At 66.2% G+C, this 15,454-nt stretch carries 14 protein-coding genes and 1 riboswitch; of the genes, 3 read left to right on the forward strand and 11 right to left on the reverse strand.

Features of this window, described 5'->3' with window-relative positions:
- Positions 1-5: 5 nt before the first annotated feature.
- From DBZ32_RS01725 to DBZ32_RS01740, 4 genes are all read right to left on the reverse strand, one after another.
- Positions 6-2,366 carry a xanthine dehydrogenase family protein molybdopterin-binding subunit gene (locus DBZ32_RS01725; RefSeq protein WP_119165410.1) on the reverse strand — a complete coding sequence of 787 codons (2,361 nt, stop codon included), beginning with the start codon at positions 2,364-2,366 and terminating at the stop codon, positions 6-8.
- A gap of 4 nt (positions 2,367-2,370) precedes the next feature.
- A complete protein-coding gene (locus DBZ32_RS01730) occupies positions 2,371-2,838 on the reverse strand; it encodes a (2Fe-2S)-binding protein (protein WP_119165411.1) in 468 nt (155 codons plus the stop codon).
- A 272-nt stretch (positions 2,839-3,110) separates the two neighbouring features.
- A complete protein-coding gene (locus DBZ32_RS01735) occupies positions 3,111-3,845 on the reverse strand; it encodes an SRPBCC family protein (RefSeq protein ID WP_119165412.1) in 735 nt (244 codons plus the stop codon).
- 242 nt (positions 3,846-4,087) lie between these two features.
- Positions 4,088-5,173, reverse strand: coding sequence for a TAXI family TRAP transporter solute-binding subunit (locus tag DBZ32_RS01740; protein WP_235829953.1), 1,086 nt, complete (start codon positions 5,171-5,173; stop codon positions 4,088-4,090).
- Positions 5,174-5,487: 314 nt separating this feature from the next.
- On the opposite strand from DBZ32_RS01740, the gene DBZ32_RS01745 reads away from it, so the two are divergent.
- The gene (locus DBZ32_RS01745; protein WP_235829954.1) at positions 5,488-7,041 is read left to right on the forward strand and encodes a sodium:proton antiporter; all 1,554 of its coding nucleotides are present in this window, start codon (positions 5,488-5,490) and stop codon (positions 7,039-7,041) included.
- A 69-nt stretch (positions 7,042-7,110) separates the two neighbouring features.
- Here DBZ32_RS01745 and DBZ32_RS01750 read toward each other — a convergent pair whose 3' ends face one another.
- From DBZ32_RS01750 to DBZ32_RS01765, 4 genes are all read right to left on the reverse strand, one after another.
- Complete coding sequence (locus DBZ32_RS01750) at positions 7,111-7,641, reverse strand: fasciclin domain-containing protein (RefSeq protein WP_119165414.1); 531 nt, start codon at positions 7,639-7,641, stop codon at positions 7,111-7,113.
- A gap of 276 nt (positions 7,642-7,917) precedes the next feature.
- Positions 7,918-8,745, reverse strand: a complete 828-nt coding sequence (locus tag DBZ32_RS01755) for a universal stress protein (RefSeq protein ID WP_119165415.1) — start codon at positions 8,743-8,745, stop codon at positions 7,918-7,920.
- A gap of 143 nt (positions 8,746-8,888) precedes the next feature.
- Complete coding sequence (locus DBZ32_RS01760) at positions 8,889-9,632, reverse strand: ABC transporter permease (RefSeq protein ID WP_119165416.1); 744 nt, start codon at positions 9,630-9,632, stop codon at positions 8,889-8,891.
- Entirely contained in the window at positions 9,629-10,393 is a 765-nt protein-coding gene (locus tag DBZ32_RS01765; RefSeq protein ID WP_119165417.1) for an ABC transporter ATP-binding protein, read from the reverse strand. Before DBZ32_RS01765 ends, DBZ32_RS01760 begins: the two co-directional genes overlap by 4 nt.
- Positions 10,390-10,511: riboswitch (TPP riboswitch) on the reverse strand. (Overlaps the previous gene by 4 nt.)
- 9 nt (positions 10,512-10,520) lie before the next feature.
- On the opposite strand from DBZ32_RS01765, the gene DBZ32_RS01770 reads away from it, so the two are divergent.
- Positions 10,521-11,783 (forward strand): acetoin utilization protein AcuC, encoded by a 1,263-nt coding sequence (locus DBZ32_RS01770; RefSeq protein WP_328587471.1) that lies wholly within the window; start codon positions 10,521-10,523, stop codon positions 11,781-11,783.
- A gap of 84 nt (positions 11,784-11,867) precedes the next feature.
- Positions 11,868-12,317: a DUF192 domain-containing protein gene (locus DBZ32_RS01775; RefSeq protein WP_119165419.1), complete on the forward strand. Its 450-nt coding sequence runs from the start codon at positions 11,868-11,870 to the stop codon at positions 12,315-12,317.
- A 60-nt stretch (positions 12,318-12,377) separates the two neighbouring features.
- Here DBZ32_RS01775 and DBZ32_RS01780 read toward each other — a convergent pair whose 3' ends face one another.
- From DBZ32_RS01780 to DBZ32_RS01790, 3 genes are all read right to left on the reverse strand, one after another.
- Positions 12,378-12,692: a hypothetical protein gene (locus DBZ32_RS01780; protein ID WP_119165420.1), complete on the reverse strand. Its 315-nt coding sequence runs from the start codon at positions 12,690-12,692 to the stop codon at positions 12,378-12,380.
- A 221-nt stretch (positions 12,693-12,913) separates the two neighbouring features.
- Entirely contained in the window at positions 12,914-13,570 is a 657-nt protein-coding gene (locus DBZ32_RS01785; protein WP_119165421.1) for a class I SAM-dependent methyltransferase, read from the reverse strand.
- A 192-nt stretch (positions 13,571-13,762) separates the two neighbouring features.
- On the reverse strand, positions 13,763-15,403 hold the full coding sequence (locus DBZ32_RS01790; protein ID WP_119165422.1) for a peptide chain release factor 3: 1,641 nt from the start codon (positions 15,401-15,403) through the stop codon (positions 13,763-13,765).
- Between the last annotated feature and the right edge of the window lie 51 nt (positions 15,404-15,454).

Below are 15,454 nucleotides of genomic sequence, written 5' to 3' on the forward strand. Positions count from 1 at the left end.
CCCCTTTACTCGGCTGCCGCTTTGAAGCGGGCCTGGGCATGGCGCCAGACCTTCTCGCGGCTGGCCGGCATATCGATCTCGACGCCGAGGGCGTCGGTGATGGCGTTCATCAGGGCGGCCGGAGCGGCGATCGCACCCGCCTCGCCGCAGCCTTTGACGCCTAGCGGATTATGGGTGCACTCCGACATCGTCATGCCGACCCGGAACTCGCAGAGGTCGTCCGCGCGCGGCATGGTGTAGTCCATGTAGGAGCCGGTGACGAGCTGCCCGCTGTCGTCGTAGACGGCGTTTTCGAGCAGAGCCTGGCCAACGCCTTGGGCGATTCCGCCATGAACCTGACCCTCGACGATCATCGGGTTCAGGACCTTGCCGAAATCGTCCACCGCGACCCAGTCGACAATCTCCGTCTCGCCGGTATCGGGGTCGATCTCGACCTCGGCGATATGGACACCGGACGGGTAGGTGAAGTTCAGCGGATCGTAGAAGGCCGTCTCGTCGAGTCCCGGTTCCACGCCCTCCGGGTAGTTGTGGGGCACGTAGGCGGTGAAAGCGATCTCGCCGATACCTTTGGACTTGTCGGTGCCGGCCACGGTGAACTGACCGTTGGCGAACTCCACGTCGTCGACGCTCGCCTCCATCAGGTGGGCGGCGATCTTCTTGCCCTTCTCGATGATCTTGTCGCAGGCCTTGCTGATGGCTGAACCGCCGACCGCGAGCGACCGCGAGCCGTAGGTCCCCATCCCCATCGGGATTTGGCCGGTGTCGCCGTGCACGATATCGATCTGCTCGTAGTCGACGCCGAGCTGCTCCGAAACCAATTGGGCGAAGGTGGTCTCGTGGCCCTGGCCATGACTGTGGGCGCCAGTCAGGACCGTCACGCTGCCGGTCGGATTGAAGCGGACTTGAGCCGACTCCCACAGGCCGACGCCGGCCCCCAGCGCTCCGACCACCGCCGAGGGCGCGATGCCGCAGGCCTCGATGTAGGCCGACATGCCGATCCCGCGCAGCTTGCCGCGTGCCTCCGACTGGCTGCGGCGCTGTGCGAACTCCCCGTAGCGAATCATCTCCAAGGCCTTGTTAAGCGAGGCCTCGTAGTCGCCGATGTCGTAAGTTAGCGCGACCGGCGTCTGGTAAGGGAATTGGTCCGGCTGGATGAAGTTCTTCCGGCGGATCTCGGCGGGCTCCATTCGCATGTCGCGTGCCGCCACCTCGACCAGACGTTCGATCACGTAGGTCGCCTCGGGCCGTCCGGCGCCGCGGTAGGCGTCCACTGGGGCGGTCGTCGTGAAGTAGGCCTTCACGTTGCAGTGGATGGCCGGAGTGGCGTACTGGCCGGCCAGCAGGGTCGCATAGAGATAGGTCGGGATGGAGGTTGCGAAGCTGGAGAGGTAAGCGCCCATGTTGGCTTGGGTGTCGACCCGCAGCGCCAGGAACTTGCCGTCGGAGTCCATCGCCAGCTCGGCCGTGGTGATGTGGTCGCGGCCGTGAGCATCGGACAGGAAGGACTCGCTGCGCTCCGCCGTCCACTTGACGGGCTTGCCGTTGAGCCGCTTCGAGGCCCAGGTGCAGACCGTCTCCTCGGCATAGGCGTAGATCTTCGAGCCGAAGCCGCCGCCGACATCGGGTGCCACGACGCGCACCTTATGCTCCGGCAGATTGAGAACGAAGGCGCAGAGAATGAGACGCAGCAGATGCGGGTTCTGGCTGGTCGAGTAGATCGTGTAGTTGTCCGATCCCGGATCGTACTCGCCGATCGCCGCGCGCGGCTCCATGGCGTTGGGGATCAACCGGTTGTTCACCAGATCCAGCTTGCTGACGTGCGCGGCTTTGGCGAAGGCCTCGTCGACGGCAGCCTTGTCGCCCAGTTCCCAATCGAAGCAGAGGTTGCCCGGCGCTTCATCGTGCAGCTGCACATTTTGGCCGGCGGTGCCGAGGTCGACGACCGGACTCAACTCGTCGTAGCCGACCTCGACCAGTTCCGCGGCGTCGCGCGCTTGGGCCAGCGTGTCGGCAATGACCACGGCGACATGGTCGCCGACGTAGCGGACGCGGCCCCGAACCAGAGGCCAGTGCGGCGGTGCCTTGTGCGGATCGCCGCTCTTGTCGGTGACGACCCAGCCGCAGGGCAGGGAGCCGACGCCGTCGGCGGCCATGTCGTCGCCGGTGAAAACGGCGACGACACCGGGTGCCTTGCGAGCTTCGCCGATGTCGATCGAGGTGACGTTCGCATGTGCGATCGGCGAGCGTACGAAAACGGCGTAGAGCTGACCGGGCCGGTCGATATCGTCGACATAGCGACCTCGGCCGGTGAGGAAGCGGAAGTCCTCGCGCCGTTTGACGGAAGCGCCAAAACCGGAATCGGGCATCGTCCTAACTCCTCATGTCTTGGGCCGCGTGGCGGATCGCCTTGACGATATTGTGGTAGCCGGTGCAGCGGCAGATGTTGCCCTCCAGCCACTCCCGGATCTCATGCTCGCTGGGATCTGGATTCTGCTTCAGCAGATCGACCGCGCTCATGATCATCCCCGGCGTGCAGAAGCCGCATTGCAGGCCGTGATGCTCCTTGAAGGCAGCCTGCATGGGGTGCAGCTCGCCGTTCTGGGCAAGCCCCTCGATGGTGGTCACCTCGCCGCCGTTGGCCTGGGCGGCCAGCATGGTGCAGGCCTTCACCGAAGCACCGTCGACATGCACCACGCAGGCACCGCACTGGCTGGTATCGCAGCCCACGTGGGTTCCGGTCAGGCTCAAGTGTTCGCGCAAGAATTGAACGAGCAGCGTGCGCGGGTCGACCTCTTTGGTCACCGGCTGCCCGTTCACCGTCATCGATACGGTGAGCATACGATCCTCCCTGTAATAGACCGGGGTTCCGGGCTGTCGGGCCTGGTCCTCGCCTCGTTCATCGGCCGGTTGACAATCCATGGACCGGAGTCAAGCAGGTATTACACCGCGCGGCCGACCGTCTAGAGGTAGTGTGTGGGGCGGCCGGGAACAGGTCAAGACAAACCCGCCGCCAGGAATCCTCGCACGCCTACAAAGACTTGCCGGCGGAGATCCGGATGGTCACGGCGCCGTCTCAAATGGTTGTGCGGGAGACCGGACCGGGGTTCGCTTTAGGAACCGAGGAGCACCCACAGGATCGCCACCACGGCGATCAGACCGGCCACCCAGACGATCGGTGAAAGGCTCTTCGTCGCACGTGCGTCCTTGACCGCTTGCGTCGAAGCCTCGGCGGCCCGACGCTTGACCTCCGTGTCGCTGACGGCTGCAGCCTCCGGCGGCGTCGCCTGGCCCATCGCCGTTCCGCCGGGCGCTGCTTGCTGCAAAGCCGCCTGCTCGGATGAAGTCGGTTCGGTTGCGGGCGGTTCGGTAGGGGGCGTCGTCGCGGCAGCTGCCGGCGGCTGCGCTGCGGTGACCTGCTGCGCGAAGGTGGTGAAGAACTGATCGGCCATTTTCTTGGCGGTCGAGTCGATCAGGCGGGATCCGAGTTGCGCGAGCTTGCCTCCGACCTTGGCGTCGACTTCGTAATGCAACTGCGTCGCGCCGTCTGCGATCTCTTCCAGGCGGACTTTGGCGCCGCCGCTCGCGAAGCCTGCGGCACCGCCCTTGCCTTCGCCGGAAATCGTGTAGCTTTCCGGCGGGACGATGTCGCTGAGGGAGACGGCTCCGGCGAAGCGGGCGCTGACGGGCCCCACCTTTGCCCGGACCTTGGCTTCGAATGCGTCCGGCGCCGTCTGCTGCAGCTCCTCGCAGCCGGGAATCGAGGCCTTCAATACCTCCGGATCGTTGAGCGCGGCCCAGACCGCTTCTCGCGGCGCCTCGATCCGGTATTCGCCGGTCATCTGCATCCTGTCGGACTCCTTGCTGTGTCTTCGACGACGCTAACACTCGCCGGCTCCGACGCCAATTCCAGGCGAAGACCGTTGCGGAGTGCGCAACTCAAGCGATATGAGCTCGGAAGACGGCGGGGGAAGTTCAGCCCAAGATCCTTTGGCCCAAGATCCTTTGAGCGGTGACTCCAGATTCACGCGTTTCGCGGCTCTGCGACTTGGTTTCGCTTTGACGATCCACCTAAAGCGTAATTCCTGCTTCAGGGGCGCAGACGATCGGGGATCTCGACGCCCTTCTCTTCGAGATAGCGCAGCGCGCCGGGGTGCAGTGGTGCCGGCAAGCCGACGATCGCGGTCTCAAGCGCCATCGCCTGGGTCGCCGGGTGAATGTTCTGCAGGAAGGGCAGGTTTTCGTAGATCGTCCGGGTGATCATGTAGATGTCCTCCTCGGGAACATCCGCATGGGCCGCCAGGAAGTTCGGTTGGGCGACGGTGTTGATCTCCCGGTCCAGTCCGGGATAAGTGCCGGCCGCGATCACGTAAGGGCTCCAGATGCCGGTGCCGCCATCGGCTTCGGTCGCCTGTTCCGGCGTGAACTCGAGCAGCGCGATGTCGTCGCCCATCGCAGCGAAGGCACGTGTGACCGCGGCCACCGGGGCGCCGGCCGGCGTCGACATTCCGGCGACGTCTCCGCTCTGCAAGGCTTCCGCGCTCGGCCCGTAGCCCAGGTAGACCAGTTCGTAAGCCTCGTCCATGTCGACGCCGAGATTGCCGAGGATCATGCGGTTGGATCCGATGGTGCCGGAGTTCTGGCGGCCCATGGCCATGGGCTGGCCCTGCATCTCGATCAGGTCGGCGATCGTCCCCGTCGTCGCATGCTGCCGTTCGACCAGGAAGTGCTCGACGTTCGCCCAGAGCACCGTGACGCTGCGCAGATGCTCCTGCTCGCCGTCGGTCTCCATGGGCCCCGAGCCCTCGACGGCGTAGAAGCCGAACAGGCCCTGCAAGATGGCCAGTTGCGCGGTCCCTTCGCGCAGCAGGCGGACGTTTTCGCCCGAGCCGGCGGAGTTGATCGCCGACATGTTGATGCCCTGCTGGGGCTGCAGCCTGACTTTGATCAAAGTGGAGAGCGCGACGCCCACGGGATAATAGGTGCCCCCGACGCTCCCGGTGGCGAGACTGTAGTTCTGGTCTTGCGCCCCGGCAGTGCCGCCGGTGAGGCCAAAGGCTACGGCGGCGACGACGACCGCGGCGACTGCCTTCGGAAGCGCGCGGCGCAGCCTATTGAGGCCCAGTCCATCGATACACAGTCCATCGACACACCGCCTATCGATACGCATGTCCATGCGTCTCCTGTCCTCCTTGACGCGTTCTCTGGCTTCGAATTCCGGGCCTGCCAGGTGCGTATCCATGCCGGTCTCTAGCTGCCGCCGCGGATTACACCATCAAGCCCGCACCAACCGCAAGCGGAGGGCGGGCCTGCATTTTCGCACTGCCGGTGTGGGAATTCACACTCTTACGATGGAGCTTTGCGGGGCTTCGGAGCATCAGGCATACTCCGCCGCCGAACGACCGATTTGCGGTCATTCCTTGTCCTCCCGCGCACTCCGGCCGGCTAGGCTGCCGCGGTGCCCCGATCTCCGAAGCGAAGGGTCCGCTTGTGCTTGCGTCGATGCTCGCTCTTGTCAATGCCAAGCGGCCGGTCTCCAGGTCGCTTCTGCTTAGCTTTATCGGCCTGTCGGCCATTCTCGTGCTGTGGGGTGCGAAGTCGGTTTTCGCGGCGGAGGCGGGCGGCGCGCATTCCGCCGTCCCGCACCTGGAAGGCGCCGAGCTGACTTTGATTTGGGATATTCCCTTTATGGGGATCCTGCTGTCGATCGCGATCTTTCCCTTGGTCGCACCAATCTGGTGGCACAATAATTTCGGAAAGGTCTCGGCCTTCTGGGCTTCGGCCTTCCTGGTTCCCTTCGCCGTCGTGTTCGGTTGGGAACTGGCCTTGTTCGAGGTTATCCATGTCGCAATCCTCGAATACATCCCCTTCATCATTCTGCTGCTCGCGCTTTTCACGGTGGCGGGGGGCGTACGTCTGAAGGGAAGCCTGCGCGGGACCCCGGCGGTCAACACGGCGATCCTGGCGTTGGGCACGGTTCTTGCCAGCTTCATGGGCACGACCGGTGCGGCGATGTTGCTGATCCGTCCGATCCTGAGAGCGAACGACTGGCGCAAGCATCGGGTCCATACGGTGGTATTCTTCATTTTTCTCGTCGCCAACATCGGCGGGTCCCTGACGCCGCTTGGCGATCCTCCGCTGTTTCTGGGCTTTTTGAAGGGAGTCGACTTCTTCTGGCCGATGACGAACATGTTTTTGCCCATGCTCGTCATGGCGGTGCCGCTGCTGCTGGTCTACTTCGTCTTCGACAGCTATCTCTTTCGTAACGAAGCGCGACGCGGAGCTCCGGCCGAGCAAGGCCCCGCAGAGAACGGTGCGGGGGCTGGTGCGGAAGGTGAGGCGAAAGAACCCCTTTCGCTCGAGGGCAGCTTCAACATCGTGCTTTTGCTGGGCGTGATGGGCTGCGTGCTGATGAGCGGTCTCTGGCAACCGGGCATCTCGTTCGACCTCTATCATACGGAGTGGGAACTGCAGAACATCGTGCGCGATCTGCTGTTGCTGACGATCGCCTATCTGTCCTGGCGCATGACCCCTGGCCAAAGCCGGGAAGCCAATGGCTTCAGTTGGTTCCCAATTCTCGAGGTCGCGAAGCTCTTCGCCGGCATCTTCGTCACGATCATTCCGGCCATCGCCATGCTGCGCGCCGGAGACAACGGCGCCCTTGCCGACGTTATCCGCTCGGTGACCAAGGAGGACGGGCTCCCGATCAACTACATGTACTTCTGGTCGACCGGCGTGCTCTCCAGCTTCCTCGACAATGCGCCGACCTATCTGGTGTTCTTCAACACCGCCGGCGGGGCGCCCAATGTCGACAAACTGATGACCGAGTGGTCAACCACGCTGCTGGCGATTTCCTGCGGTGCCGTCTTCATGGGAGCCATGACCTATATCGGCAATGCGCCCAACTTCATGGTGCGCTCGATCGCCGAACAGCGGGGCGTCGCGATGCCCAGCTTCTTCGGCTACATGCTCTGGTCGGTCGTCTTCCTGGTGCCACTCTTCGTCGTCGTGACCCTGATCTTCTTTGCCGAAGGCCTGTTCTGACGCAAGGAAAAGGGGCCGGCCGCAAGCTTGCGGCCGGCCCCTTCGAACCGTCGTTATGACGACCTGCCGTTACGGCAGCAGCACGTTGTCGATCACGTGGATCACGCCGTTGTCGGCCATGACGTCAGCCTGAACGACCTGAGCCGTGTTCGGCGAGGGGTAGTCCGCCTCGTCGGTGTCGATGAAGACGCCGTTGGCGGTCGCGCCGTTGATGTAGATGTACTGCAACGCCATCGTCAGCGGTGCCACCTGCTGCCCCAGCACCGCGCTGGCCGGGATCGTGCCGGGCACGATGTGCAGCGCGATGATCTTACGCAGGGTGGCCCGGTTTTCCGGCAGCAGAAGGTTGTCGACGGTGCCGGCCGGCAGCTTCGCGAAGGCGTCGTCGGTCGGCGCGAAGACGGTGTAGGGCTGGTCGCCGGTCAGATAGGGCACGGCCCCTGCCGCCGTGGCGGCCGCGATCAACGTCTGGAAGCTGCCTGCGGCGGCAGCGGTCTCCGCGAGGTTGGCAGCCTTGGCGTCGGCCGACGCGAAGCTGGCGCCGGCGGCGACGGTCAGGGCCAGAGCGGCGCTGCTTAGAGTCTTGGCGAAAGCGGACATATTCGTGCTTCTCCATCTGTCTGTTCGGTCTTGAGCGCGATCGTTTGAGCGCCCGGCGGAAGCACGCGCGAAACGCACCCCCCAGCACACGTGTACGCAACTAAACCGACGAAGGGTCGGGTTAGTTCCATGATATCACAGTCTTGTCACCGTATGGCTGCAGAGTGAAGCTGTTTTTGCAGCCATATCGCGAACTTCAAACATCTACCTGCTGACCTTACGGCGAGTCGCGACCTCTTTTGCAAGCGGAAAAGCGGCGAGGTGCGGGCTCGAAGATCAGTGACTCACCAGAATCGGGATTTCGGCGTTGCGCAGGACCTCCCGCGTCGCGCCGCCGAGGATGACCTCTCGCAGGCGCGATCGGCCGTAGGCACCCATGATCAGCAGGTCGTTTCCGCGCCGTTTGGTCTCCGCCAACAAGGTGGCGCCGACGCCGTCCTCTTCCTCGAGGTTGACGCCCTCCGCCCGAATGCCGTGCCGCGCCAGATAGGCGACGAGTTCATGTTCGGAAAGCTTGTCCTCAGGGGTCGGGCCCACCGTTGCGACCGTCACGGATCCGGCGGCGCGCAGGAGGTCGAGCGAACCACGTACGGCACGTACGGCTTCGCGGTTCGAGCGCCAGCCGATCAGGATGTTCTCGCCGAAGGGGGGCACCGGCTTGAGTCTGGGAAGCAGCAGCACGGGGCAACCGACTTCCAGCACCAGTTCCTCGGCAAGGCGCAGGCGAAAGCGGTCTTCCAGATACTCGCCCGGCTCCGAGTGGCTGACGATCATCAGGTCGGCGACATGGGCGTGACGGGACAGCACCTGCTGGTGGCTGCCGTCCTCGACCACCCAGGTGTGCGAAACGCCCTGGTTGCTGCAGGTTCCCTCGAACTCCTTCTCCAAGGCGGCCGCGCGGGCACGCGCCTGCTCCTGCGCCTCGGCCAGAAAGACTGCGGAGGCACCGCGCCCCGCGACACTGGCCGGCATGCCGACCGGAAAGGTTATGAAGAGTGCGGTGATATGGGCGTTGTGCTGCTTTGCCAGACGCACCGCCACGTCCAGCCGCTCGACGTGATGCGCGTCGTTGGCCAGATGGACCAGGATGGTCTTGATCGGCATAGGGGTCGGAATCCTCTTCGCGGGCAAGCGACGGCCGGTTCTGATGCCGACCGTTCGTAGTCATCGGTTCTTTGAGAGTGGCACGCTAGAGCAGATCGCGACCCGATGGAATCGCTTTGCAGTCTCGTCGACGGCCCGAGCCCTCAGTTGCGTTCCCGGGCCCAGGGCACGGCGGCGCGGCATCCGTGATCGATCAGCGCGTAGAGCGCCAGAGCCAGCAGCGCCAGCACGAAGAGAGCTGCGAACATCACATCGGTCTGCATCCGGCCGTTTGCGTCCAGCATCATGCGGCCGAGGCCCGCGCCCGCGCCGACCCATTCGCCGACCACCGCCCCGATCGGGGCCGTGGCGGCCGCGACCCGCAGGCCCGACGTCAGGGCTGGAAGCGCCGCCGGCAGGCGCACGCGCAGCAGAATCGAAAGGCGGCTTCCCCCCATCGTCTGAGCCAGGTCCAGCCAGCCGGGATCCGTCCGGCGGAGACCGTCGTAGAAGGCGGCGGTCACCGGGAAGTAGATGATCAAGGTGGCCATCGCGATCTTGGGGCCGAGGCCGTAGCCGAACCAGAGCACCAGGAGCGGGGCTATGGCGAAGACCGGGATCGCCTGGCTGACCACCAGCAGCGGCAGAAGCCAGCGCCGCAGCGGCGGCAGCAGAGCCAGCGAGAGCGCCGAGAGGCATCCGAGCAGGGTGCCGAGCAGCAGCCCGAAGACGATCTCCAACCCGGTCACCCAGGCATTCGCCAGCAGCTCCCGCCAGCGCTCGAGAAGCACGTCGCCGACACGCAGGGGACCCGGCAGCAGGAAATGCGGAACCCCGCTCAACGTGACGCCCAGGTGCCAGACGACCAGCACGGCGAGAAAAACCAGCAAGGGACGCAGCAGCGTCATACCGGGGTCCGGGCACGGCCGAGCCGGGCAAGCAGGTCGGCCTGTCCGCGCAGCACCGCCGGATCGCTCGCCTCGCGCGGGGTCGGGCCTTCGGGGCGGCTTGGCCTTTCCAGGCGCGCGGGACGTCCCGCCATGATCAGAAGGCCCTGGGCCAGCCGCAGGGCCTCCAGCGGATCGTGCGTCACCAGCAGAACCGTGCGGCCCGCCAGCTTCTCGGCGGCCAGGGATTGAAGGTCGAGGCGGGTGATGGCGTCGAGCGCCCCGAAGGGCTCGTCCATCAGAACCACCGGCCGATTTTCGAAGAGCGTGCGGGCGAGCGCCACGCGCTGACGCATGCCGCCCGAGAGGGCCGCCGGCTTGTCGTGCCGACGGTCGCCGAGACCGACCTCCGCCAACAGCGCTTCGGCACGGGCGAAATCCGGGGCGGTGCCGCGCAGGCGGTCGCCCAGCAGGACATTGCCGGTCAGATCGAGCCACGGCAGCAACAGGTCCTGCTGAGCCATGTAGGCGACACGGCCGGTCAGCGGCTGGCCGCTGCCGTCGTGCACCCGGCCTTCGGCGGCGGCTTCCAGGTCGGCGATCAGCCGCAGCAGGCTCGACTTGCCGACGCCGGAGGGGCCGAGCAGGGCGGTGATCTCGCCGGCCGGAAGGGTCAGATGCAGGTCGTCGAACAGCGGCAGGCCGTCATAGACCAGGCTGGCGGCCTCGACCGTCACGGTGGGTGCGGTCTGCTTCGGGGAGCCTAGCGGCGAGGCGTACATGCGGCAGCCCACCTCCCTACGCCGGTGCGAACCGGATCAGGTTCTTGGGGTCGTCCCCCAGGATGCGCTCCTGGTTGCGGGACCTCTCAGCCGTCGAACGGCTCCCCCGGTGAAAAGAGACGGCACTATGGCGCGGCTTGCCGCCGGATGCCAGCTTGCCGCACTGGACAGACTTGGCGGGGGCCACCATACCCTCATTGCAATGCCGGAAACGCTCGACCGTCCGTCTCCCTCAGCCGCAGCGCCCGCGCCCGCCAGACCCGCGGCGGCGCCGCGCATGATCGGGCATGAAATCTACCGCCGCTCGACCTATGGCCGGGCTCATCCGCTGGCGATCCCGCGCGTCTCCACCTGTATCGACCTCTGCCGCGTGCTCGGGTGGCTGCCGGACCGGCAGTATCTGGTCTCCCCGCAGGCAACGGCGGCCGAGTTGGCCCGCTTTCACCATCCCGACTACATCGCCGCCGTGCAGCGGGCGGAGCGGGACCAGCGCCTCGAAGCCGAGGTCAAGCGGCGTTTCCAACTCGGGTTGGCCGGCAACCCGATCTTTCCCGAAGTCTTCCGGCGTCCCGCCACGGCCTGCGGCGGTTCCATCCTGGCCGCCGACCTCTTGTTGGCGGAAGGCGGTCTGGTCCACTCGCCGGCGGGCGGGACCCATCACGGGCGGCCGGACCGCGCCAGCGGCTTCTGCTACTTCAACGACCCGGTGCTCGGAATTCTGAGATTGCTGGACGGCGGACTGACCCGCGTCTTCTATCTCGATATCGACGCGCATCACGGCGACGGCGTTCAGGACGCCTTTCACGACGACCCGAGGGTCTTCACGCTGTCCTTGCACGAGGAGGGGCGCTGGCCCCTGTCCCGCGGCGAGACCGGGGGGCCGGGCAGCCTGGCGGATCGCGCCGGGGGTCTGGCGCGCAATCTGCCGCTGCCGCCAGGCGCCAACGACAGCGAAGCGCTCTTCCTGCTGGAAGCGGCGATCCTGCCGCTCATCGAGGCTTTCGAACCCGAAGCGATCGTCCTGCAATGCGGCGCCGATGCGCTGGAGGAAGATCCGCTGAGCAAACTCTCGCTTTCGAACGGCGCGCTCTGGCGGATCGCCGAGGCGATCAAACCTCTGGCACCGCGCCTGCTGGCGCTGGGCGGCGGCGGCTACAATCCCTGGTCGGTGGGGCGCGCCTGGGCCGGTCTCTGGGGCATCTTGAACGGGCGGGAGATTCCGGAACGCCTGCCGCCGGCGGCCGAATCGCTGCTGCGCGGCCTGCAGTGGCGCCACCGCCTGGGCCGCTCTCCGCCCGAGGCCTGGTTCACGACACTGGCCGACGCTCCGAGATCGGGGCCGATCCGGCCGGAAATCCGAGCCGCCGCCGCCGCCGTGCTCGCACCCTGACCGGCAAATCTCTCGACAGACGGAGTGAAGCTCTTGTCCCCGAAGTCCTTGCCTGGGCCGCTTCCGCGGGCTACAGCGTCGCTCATGGTCCGCTTTCTGCTGTTCGTCTTTCTCTTCCAGGCTCCGCCATTGGTCTCGGCGGCGGCCTCGGACCTGCCGGTCGTGCCGCTGACCATCGCCACGGCCGACGGCAGCCAGCACGACTTTCGGGTCGAGCTGGCCCGGACGCCGGACGAACAGGCGCAGGGACTGATGTTTCGCGAGGAGTTGGCGGCCGATGCCGGCATGCTCTTCGTGCATCGGCGGCCGAGGGTGTCCAGCTTCTGGATGAAGGATACCTACATCCCGCTTGACATGATCTGGATCGGGCCGGACTGGACGATCCTGGGCGCGCATGAAAACGCCGTGCCGCATTCGACGGCGCCGATTTCCTCGAACGTCCCGGTGCGGGCGATCCTCGAGGTGCCGGGCGGAACCTTCGCGCGCCTCGGCCTGGCCCGTGGCGACCGGGTCAAGGTCAACGGCTTGAACTAGCGGCGGCCTGAACCGGCGGCGGCGCGGCTTCCGCCGCGCAGCCCGGTCAAGCTCGGACCGCTAGGCCTCGGGCGTGCCGCTCAGAACCTCTTCGAGCGGTCGCCAGCCTTCGCCGGCGGCCATCAGGCAGCTCAGACCCGTCGGGGAGGTGACGATGATCGTCCAGGTTCCGTCTTCACCGCTCGACAGAACTTCGACCAGACCCCCGGTGTTGGTCACGCCCAAGGCGACCGGAGCTTCCCGATACTTGCCGGCCAGATGCTTCAGCACGTCGTCCCGCTGTTGGCAGGCCGCCGGAGCCGCGTCGACCTTGGCACCGGCCAGTGCAGCAGCAAGGCCGGAAGCAAGAGCGACGAAGGTGAAAAATCGACGCATTGCGGGTCCCCCTTAAAGACCGCGACTCGCTCCACCAGCAGAGCGATGCTCGAGTCTGCGTCAAAAAGGGTTAACTCCCACCTAAGAATATCGTAAACGCCGACAATTACATGAAAGTGCCGTTCGCCTTACTCCGGCTCTGCTAGAGCACGCCCGGGACGTGAATCGCTCTCTAAACATAAGAGAGGCCGGGATTTACGCTCCAGCGTGCCTTGGTTTTGCTAGCGCCGCCGCGCCAGAGTCAGACCGTCGCCGATCGGGACGAGCGAGAGGGACACGCGCGGGTCGCCCTGAAGCGCCGTGTTGAGCGCGCGGATGGCCAGGGTGTCGGCGTCCTGTTTGTCGGGATCCGCGACGCTGCCGCCCCAGAGGACGTTGTCGAACATCAGCAGTCCGCCGGGGCGCACCAGCTTCAGCCCGGCCTCGTAGTAGGCGCCGTAGTTTTCCTTGTCCGCATCGACGAACATGAGGTCGAACTGCCGCCCGTCGCCCTGCAGCGCCTCCAGGGTCTCGAGCGCCGGGGCGATCCGCAGGTTGATCCGATCCGCCACGCCGGCCTCGTCCCAGAAGCGGCGGGCCATGTTGGTGTAGTCCTCGCTGACGTCGCAGCAGACCAACTCCGCATCGGCCGGCAGGGCCAGGGCCATGGCCAGCGCCGAGTAGCCGGTGAAGGTGCCGACCTCCAGGTAACTCCGCGCGCCGGTCAGCTCCGCCAGCAGTTGCATGAACTGCCCCTGTTCCGGCGAGATCTGCATCGCGCCGCCGGGCCCCGCCGTCGTCTCCGCGCGCAGGCGCGCGAGAATCTCCGGCTCGCGCAGCGAGACCTTCAGAACGTAGTCGTAGAGGCTGTCGGACATACCGATGGTACGTGGGGACATGCAGGGACTCCTCGGATCTGACGCTGCTTCGAGACGCCGCCGAGCGGCTCCTCAGCATGGCGGCGACTGGTTGATTGGAAGGACCACTTCATCCTGAGGAGCGACCCTGAGGGGCGCGTGCCGAAGGATGCCGTGCCGGGCTAACTTCGCCGATCCGGGTTTGCACTCCAAACCGGCTTTTATCTGCGCATTCTAGTAAACCCGCTCGCGGGTCTTGAGGAACCTGATCTTCGGGTTGTTCTTGGCGGCGTCGTCCAGGTGCCAGGTGTTGCGGGCCAGGAAGACCGGCTGGTCGTCGTGGTCGTCGGCGAGGCTCGTCTGGTTGGCGTCGCAGAAGGCCTTGAGGGTCTGGGTCTCGTCGGCTTCCAGCCAGCGTGCGGTGATCCAGGTCGTCGGCTCGAAGATCACCGGCACGTCGTATTCCGTGCGGATGCGGTCGGCCAGCACGTCGAACTGCAGCGCGCCGACCACGCCGACGATCCAGTCGGAGCCGAAGCGCGGCTTGAAGACGCGGGCGGCGCCTTCCTCGGCCAGTTGCTGCAGGGCGCGGCCCACGTGCTTGGCCTTCAGCGGGTCGGTCGGGCGGACCCGCTGCAGCAGCTCCGGCGCGAAGGCCGGGATGCCGGTGAAGTGCAGCTCCTCGCCCTCGGTCAGGGCGTCGCCCAGATGCAGGTTGCCGTGGTTGGGGATGCCGATGATGTCGCCGGCCCAGGCCTCCTCCGCCGTCTCGCGGTCCTGGGCCATGAACAGCACCGGCGTGTGCAGGGTCAGTTGCTTGCCGGTGCGCACCTGCCGCAGCTTCATGCCGCGTTTGAAGTGACCGGAGGCGAGGCGGAAGAAGGCGATGCGGTCCCGGTGCTTGGGGTCCATGTTCGCCTGGATCTTGAAGACGAAGCCGGTGACCTTGTCCTCCTGCGGCGCGATGGCGCGCTCCGCCGTCGGCTGCGGTCGCGGGGCCGGGGCGATCTCGGCCAGGCCCTCCAGCAGCTCGCGGACCCCGAAGTTGTTCAGGGCCGAGCCGAAGTAGACCGGCGTCAGGTTGCCCTCGCGGTAGGCCTGCAGGTCGAAGGGCGGGCAGAGGCCGCGCGCCATCTCCACCTGCTCGCGCAGGTCCGCCACGGCCCAGCCGGGCAGCAGTTCGTCGAGCTTCGGGTCGTCCAGGCCGCTGCAGAGTTCGCCCTCGTCGGGCCGCTCGCCCTTGCTGCGGGCCACCAGGATCAGGCGGTCGCGGATCAGGTCGTAGCAGCCGAGGAAGTTCTTCCCCATCCCGATGGGCCAGGAGGCGGGGGTGACGTCCAGCGCCAAGGTCTGCTCGACCTCGTCCAGCAGCTCGAAGGGGTCGCGCGCCTCGCGGTCCATCTTGTTGATGAAGGTGGCGATCGGCATGTCGCGCAGGCGGCAGACCTCGAAGAGCTTGCGGGTCTGCGCCTCGATGCCCTTGGCCGCGTCGATCACCATCACGGCGGAGTCCACCGCCGTCAGGGTGCGGTAGGTATCCTCCGAGAAGTCCTCGTGGCCCGGCGTGTCCAGCAGGTTGAAGGTGCAGCCGGCGTAGTCGTAGGTCATGACCGCCGAGGTGACGGAGATGCCGCGCTCCTGCTCCACCTTCATCCAGTCGGAGCGGGCGCGCCGCCGCTCGCCGCGCGCCTTGACCGCGCCGGCGAGCTGGATCGCGCCGCCGAACAGCAGCAGCTTTTCGGTCAGCGTCGTCTTGCCGGCGTCCGGGTGCGAGATGATCGCGAAGGTGCGCCGCCTGGCGACGGCCTGCGCGACGGGACCGTCGGCGGCGGTCGCGGCGGAGCCTGGGGCGGAAGAGGGGGAGAGCGAGTCCATGAAGCCTTGTCGCGTCGCGGGGGAAATCCTGCGCGCCTGATGTAGCCCGGA

The organism is Algihabitans albus, assembly GCF_003572205.1.
In the GTDB taxonomy this organism is placed as follows: domain Bacteria; phylum Pseudomonadota; class Alphaproteobacteria; order Kiloniellales; family DSM-21159; genus Algihabitans; species Algihabitans albus.

What these genes read in the sequence shown, in the direction of transcription:
- DBZ32_RS01725 (WP_119165410.1), bottom strand. Translation starts at nt 2,366, where the DNA reads ATGCCCGATTCCGGTTTTGGCGCTTCCGTCAAACGGCGCGAGGACTTC.
- DBZ32_RS01730 (WP_119165411.1), bottom strand. Translation starts at nt 2,838, where the DNA reads ATGCTCACCGTATCGATGACGGTGAACGGGCAGCCGGTGACCAAAGAG.
- DBZ32_RS01735 (WP_119165412.1), bottom strand. Translation starts at nt 3,845, where the DNA reads ATGCAGATGACCGGCGAATACCGGATCGAGGCGCCGCGAGAAGCGGTC.
- DBZ32_RS01740 (WP_235829953.1), bottom strand. Translation starts at nt 5,173, where the DNA reads ATGGACATGCGTATCGATAGGCGGTGTGTCGATGGACTGTGTATCGAT.
- DBZ32_RS01750 (WP_119165414.1), bottom strand. Translation starts at nt 7,641, where the DNA reads ATGTCCGCTTTCGCCAAGACTCTAAGCAGCGCCGCTCTGGCCCTGACC.
- DBZ32_RS01755 (WP_119165415.1), bottom strand. Translation starts at nt 8,745, where the DNA reads ATGCCGATCAAGACCATCCTGGTCCATCTGGCCAACGACGCGCATCAC.
- DBZ32_RS01760 (WP_119165416.1), bottom strand. Translation starts at nt 9,632, where the DNA reads ATGACGCTGCTGCGTCCCTTGCTGGTTTTTCTCGCCGTGCTGGTCGTC.
- DBZ32_RS01765 (WP_119165417.1), bottom strand. Translation starts at nt 10,393, where the DNA reads ATGTACGCCTCGCCGCTAGGCTCCCCGAAGCAGACCGCACCCACCGTG.
- DBZ32_RS01770 (WP_328587471.1), top strand. Translation starts at nt 10,521, where the DNA reads ATGGCGCGGCTTGCCGCCGGATGCCAGCTTGCCGCACTGGACAGACTT.
- DBZ32_RS01775 (WP_119165419.1), top strand. Translation starts at nt 11,868, where the DNA reads ATGGTCCGCTTTCTGCTGTTCGTCTTTCTCTTCCAGGCTCCGCCATTG.
- DBZ32_RS01780 (WP_119165420.1), bottom strand. Translation starts at nt 12,692, where the DNA reads ATGCGTCGATTTTTCACCTTCGTCGCTCTTGCTTCCGGCCTTGCTGCT.
- DBZ32_RS01785 (WP_119165421.1), bottom strand. Translation starts at nt 13,570, where the DNA reads ATGTCCCCACGTACCATCGGTATGTCCGACAGCCTCTACGACTACGTT.
- DBZ32_RS01790 (WP_119165422.1), bottom strand. Translation starts at nt 15,403, where the DNA reads ATGGACTCGCTCTCCCCCTCTTCCGCCCCAGGCTCCGCCGCGACCGCC.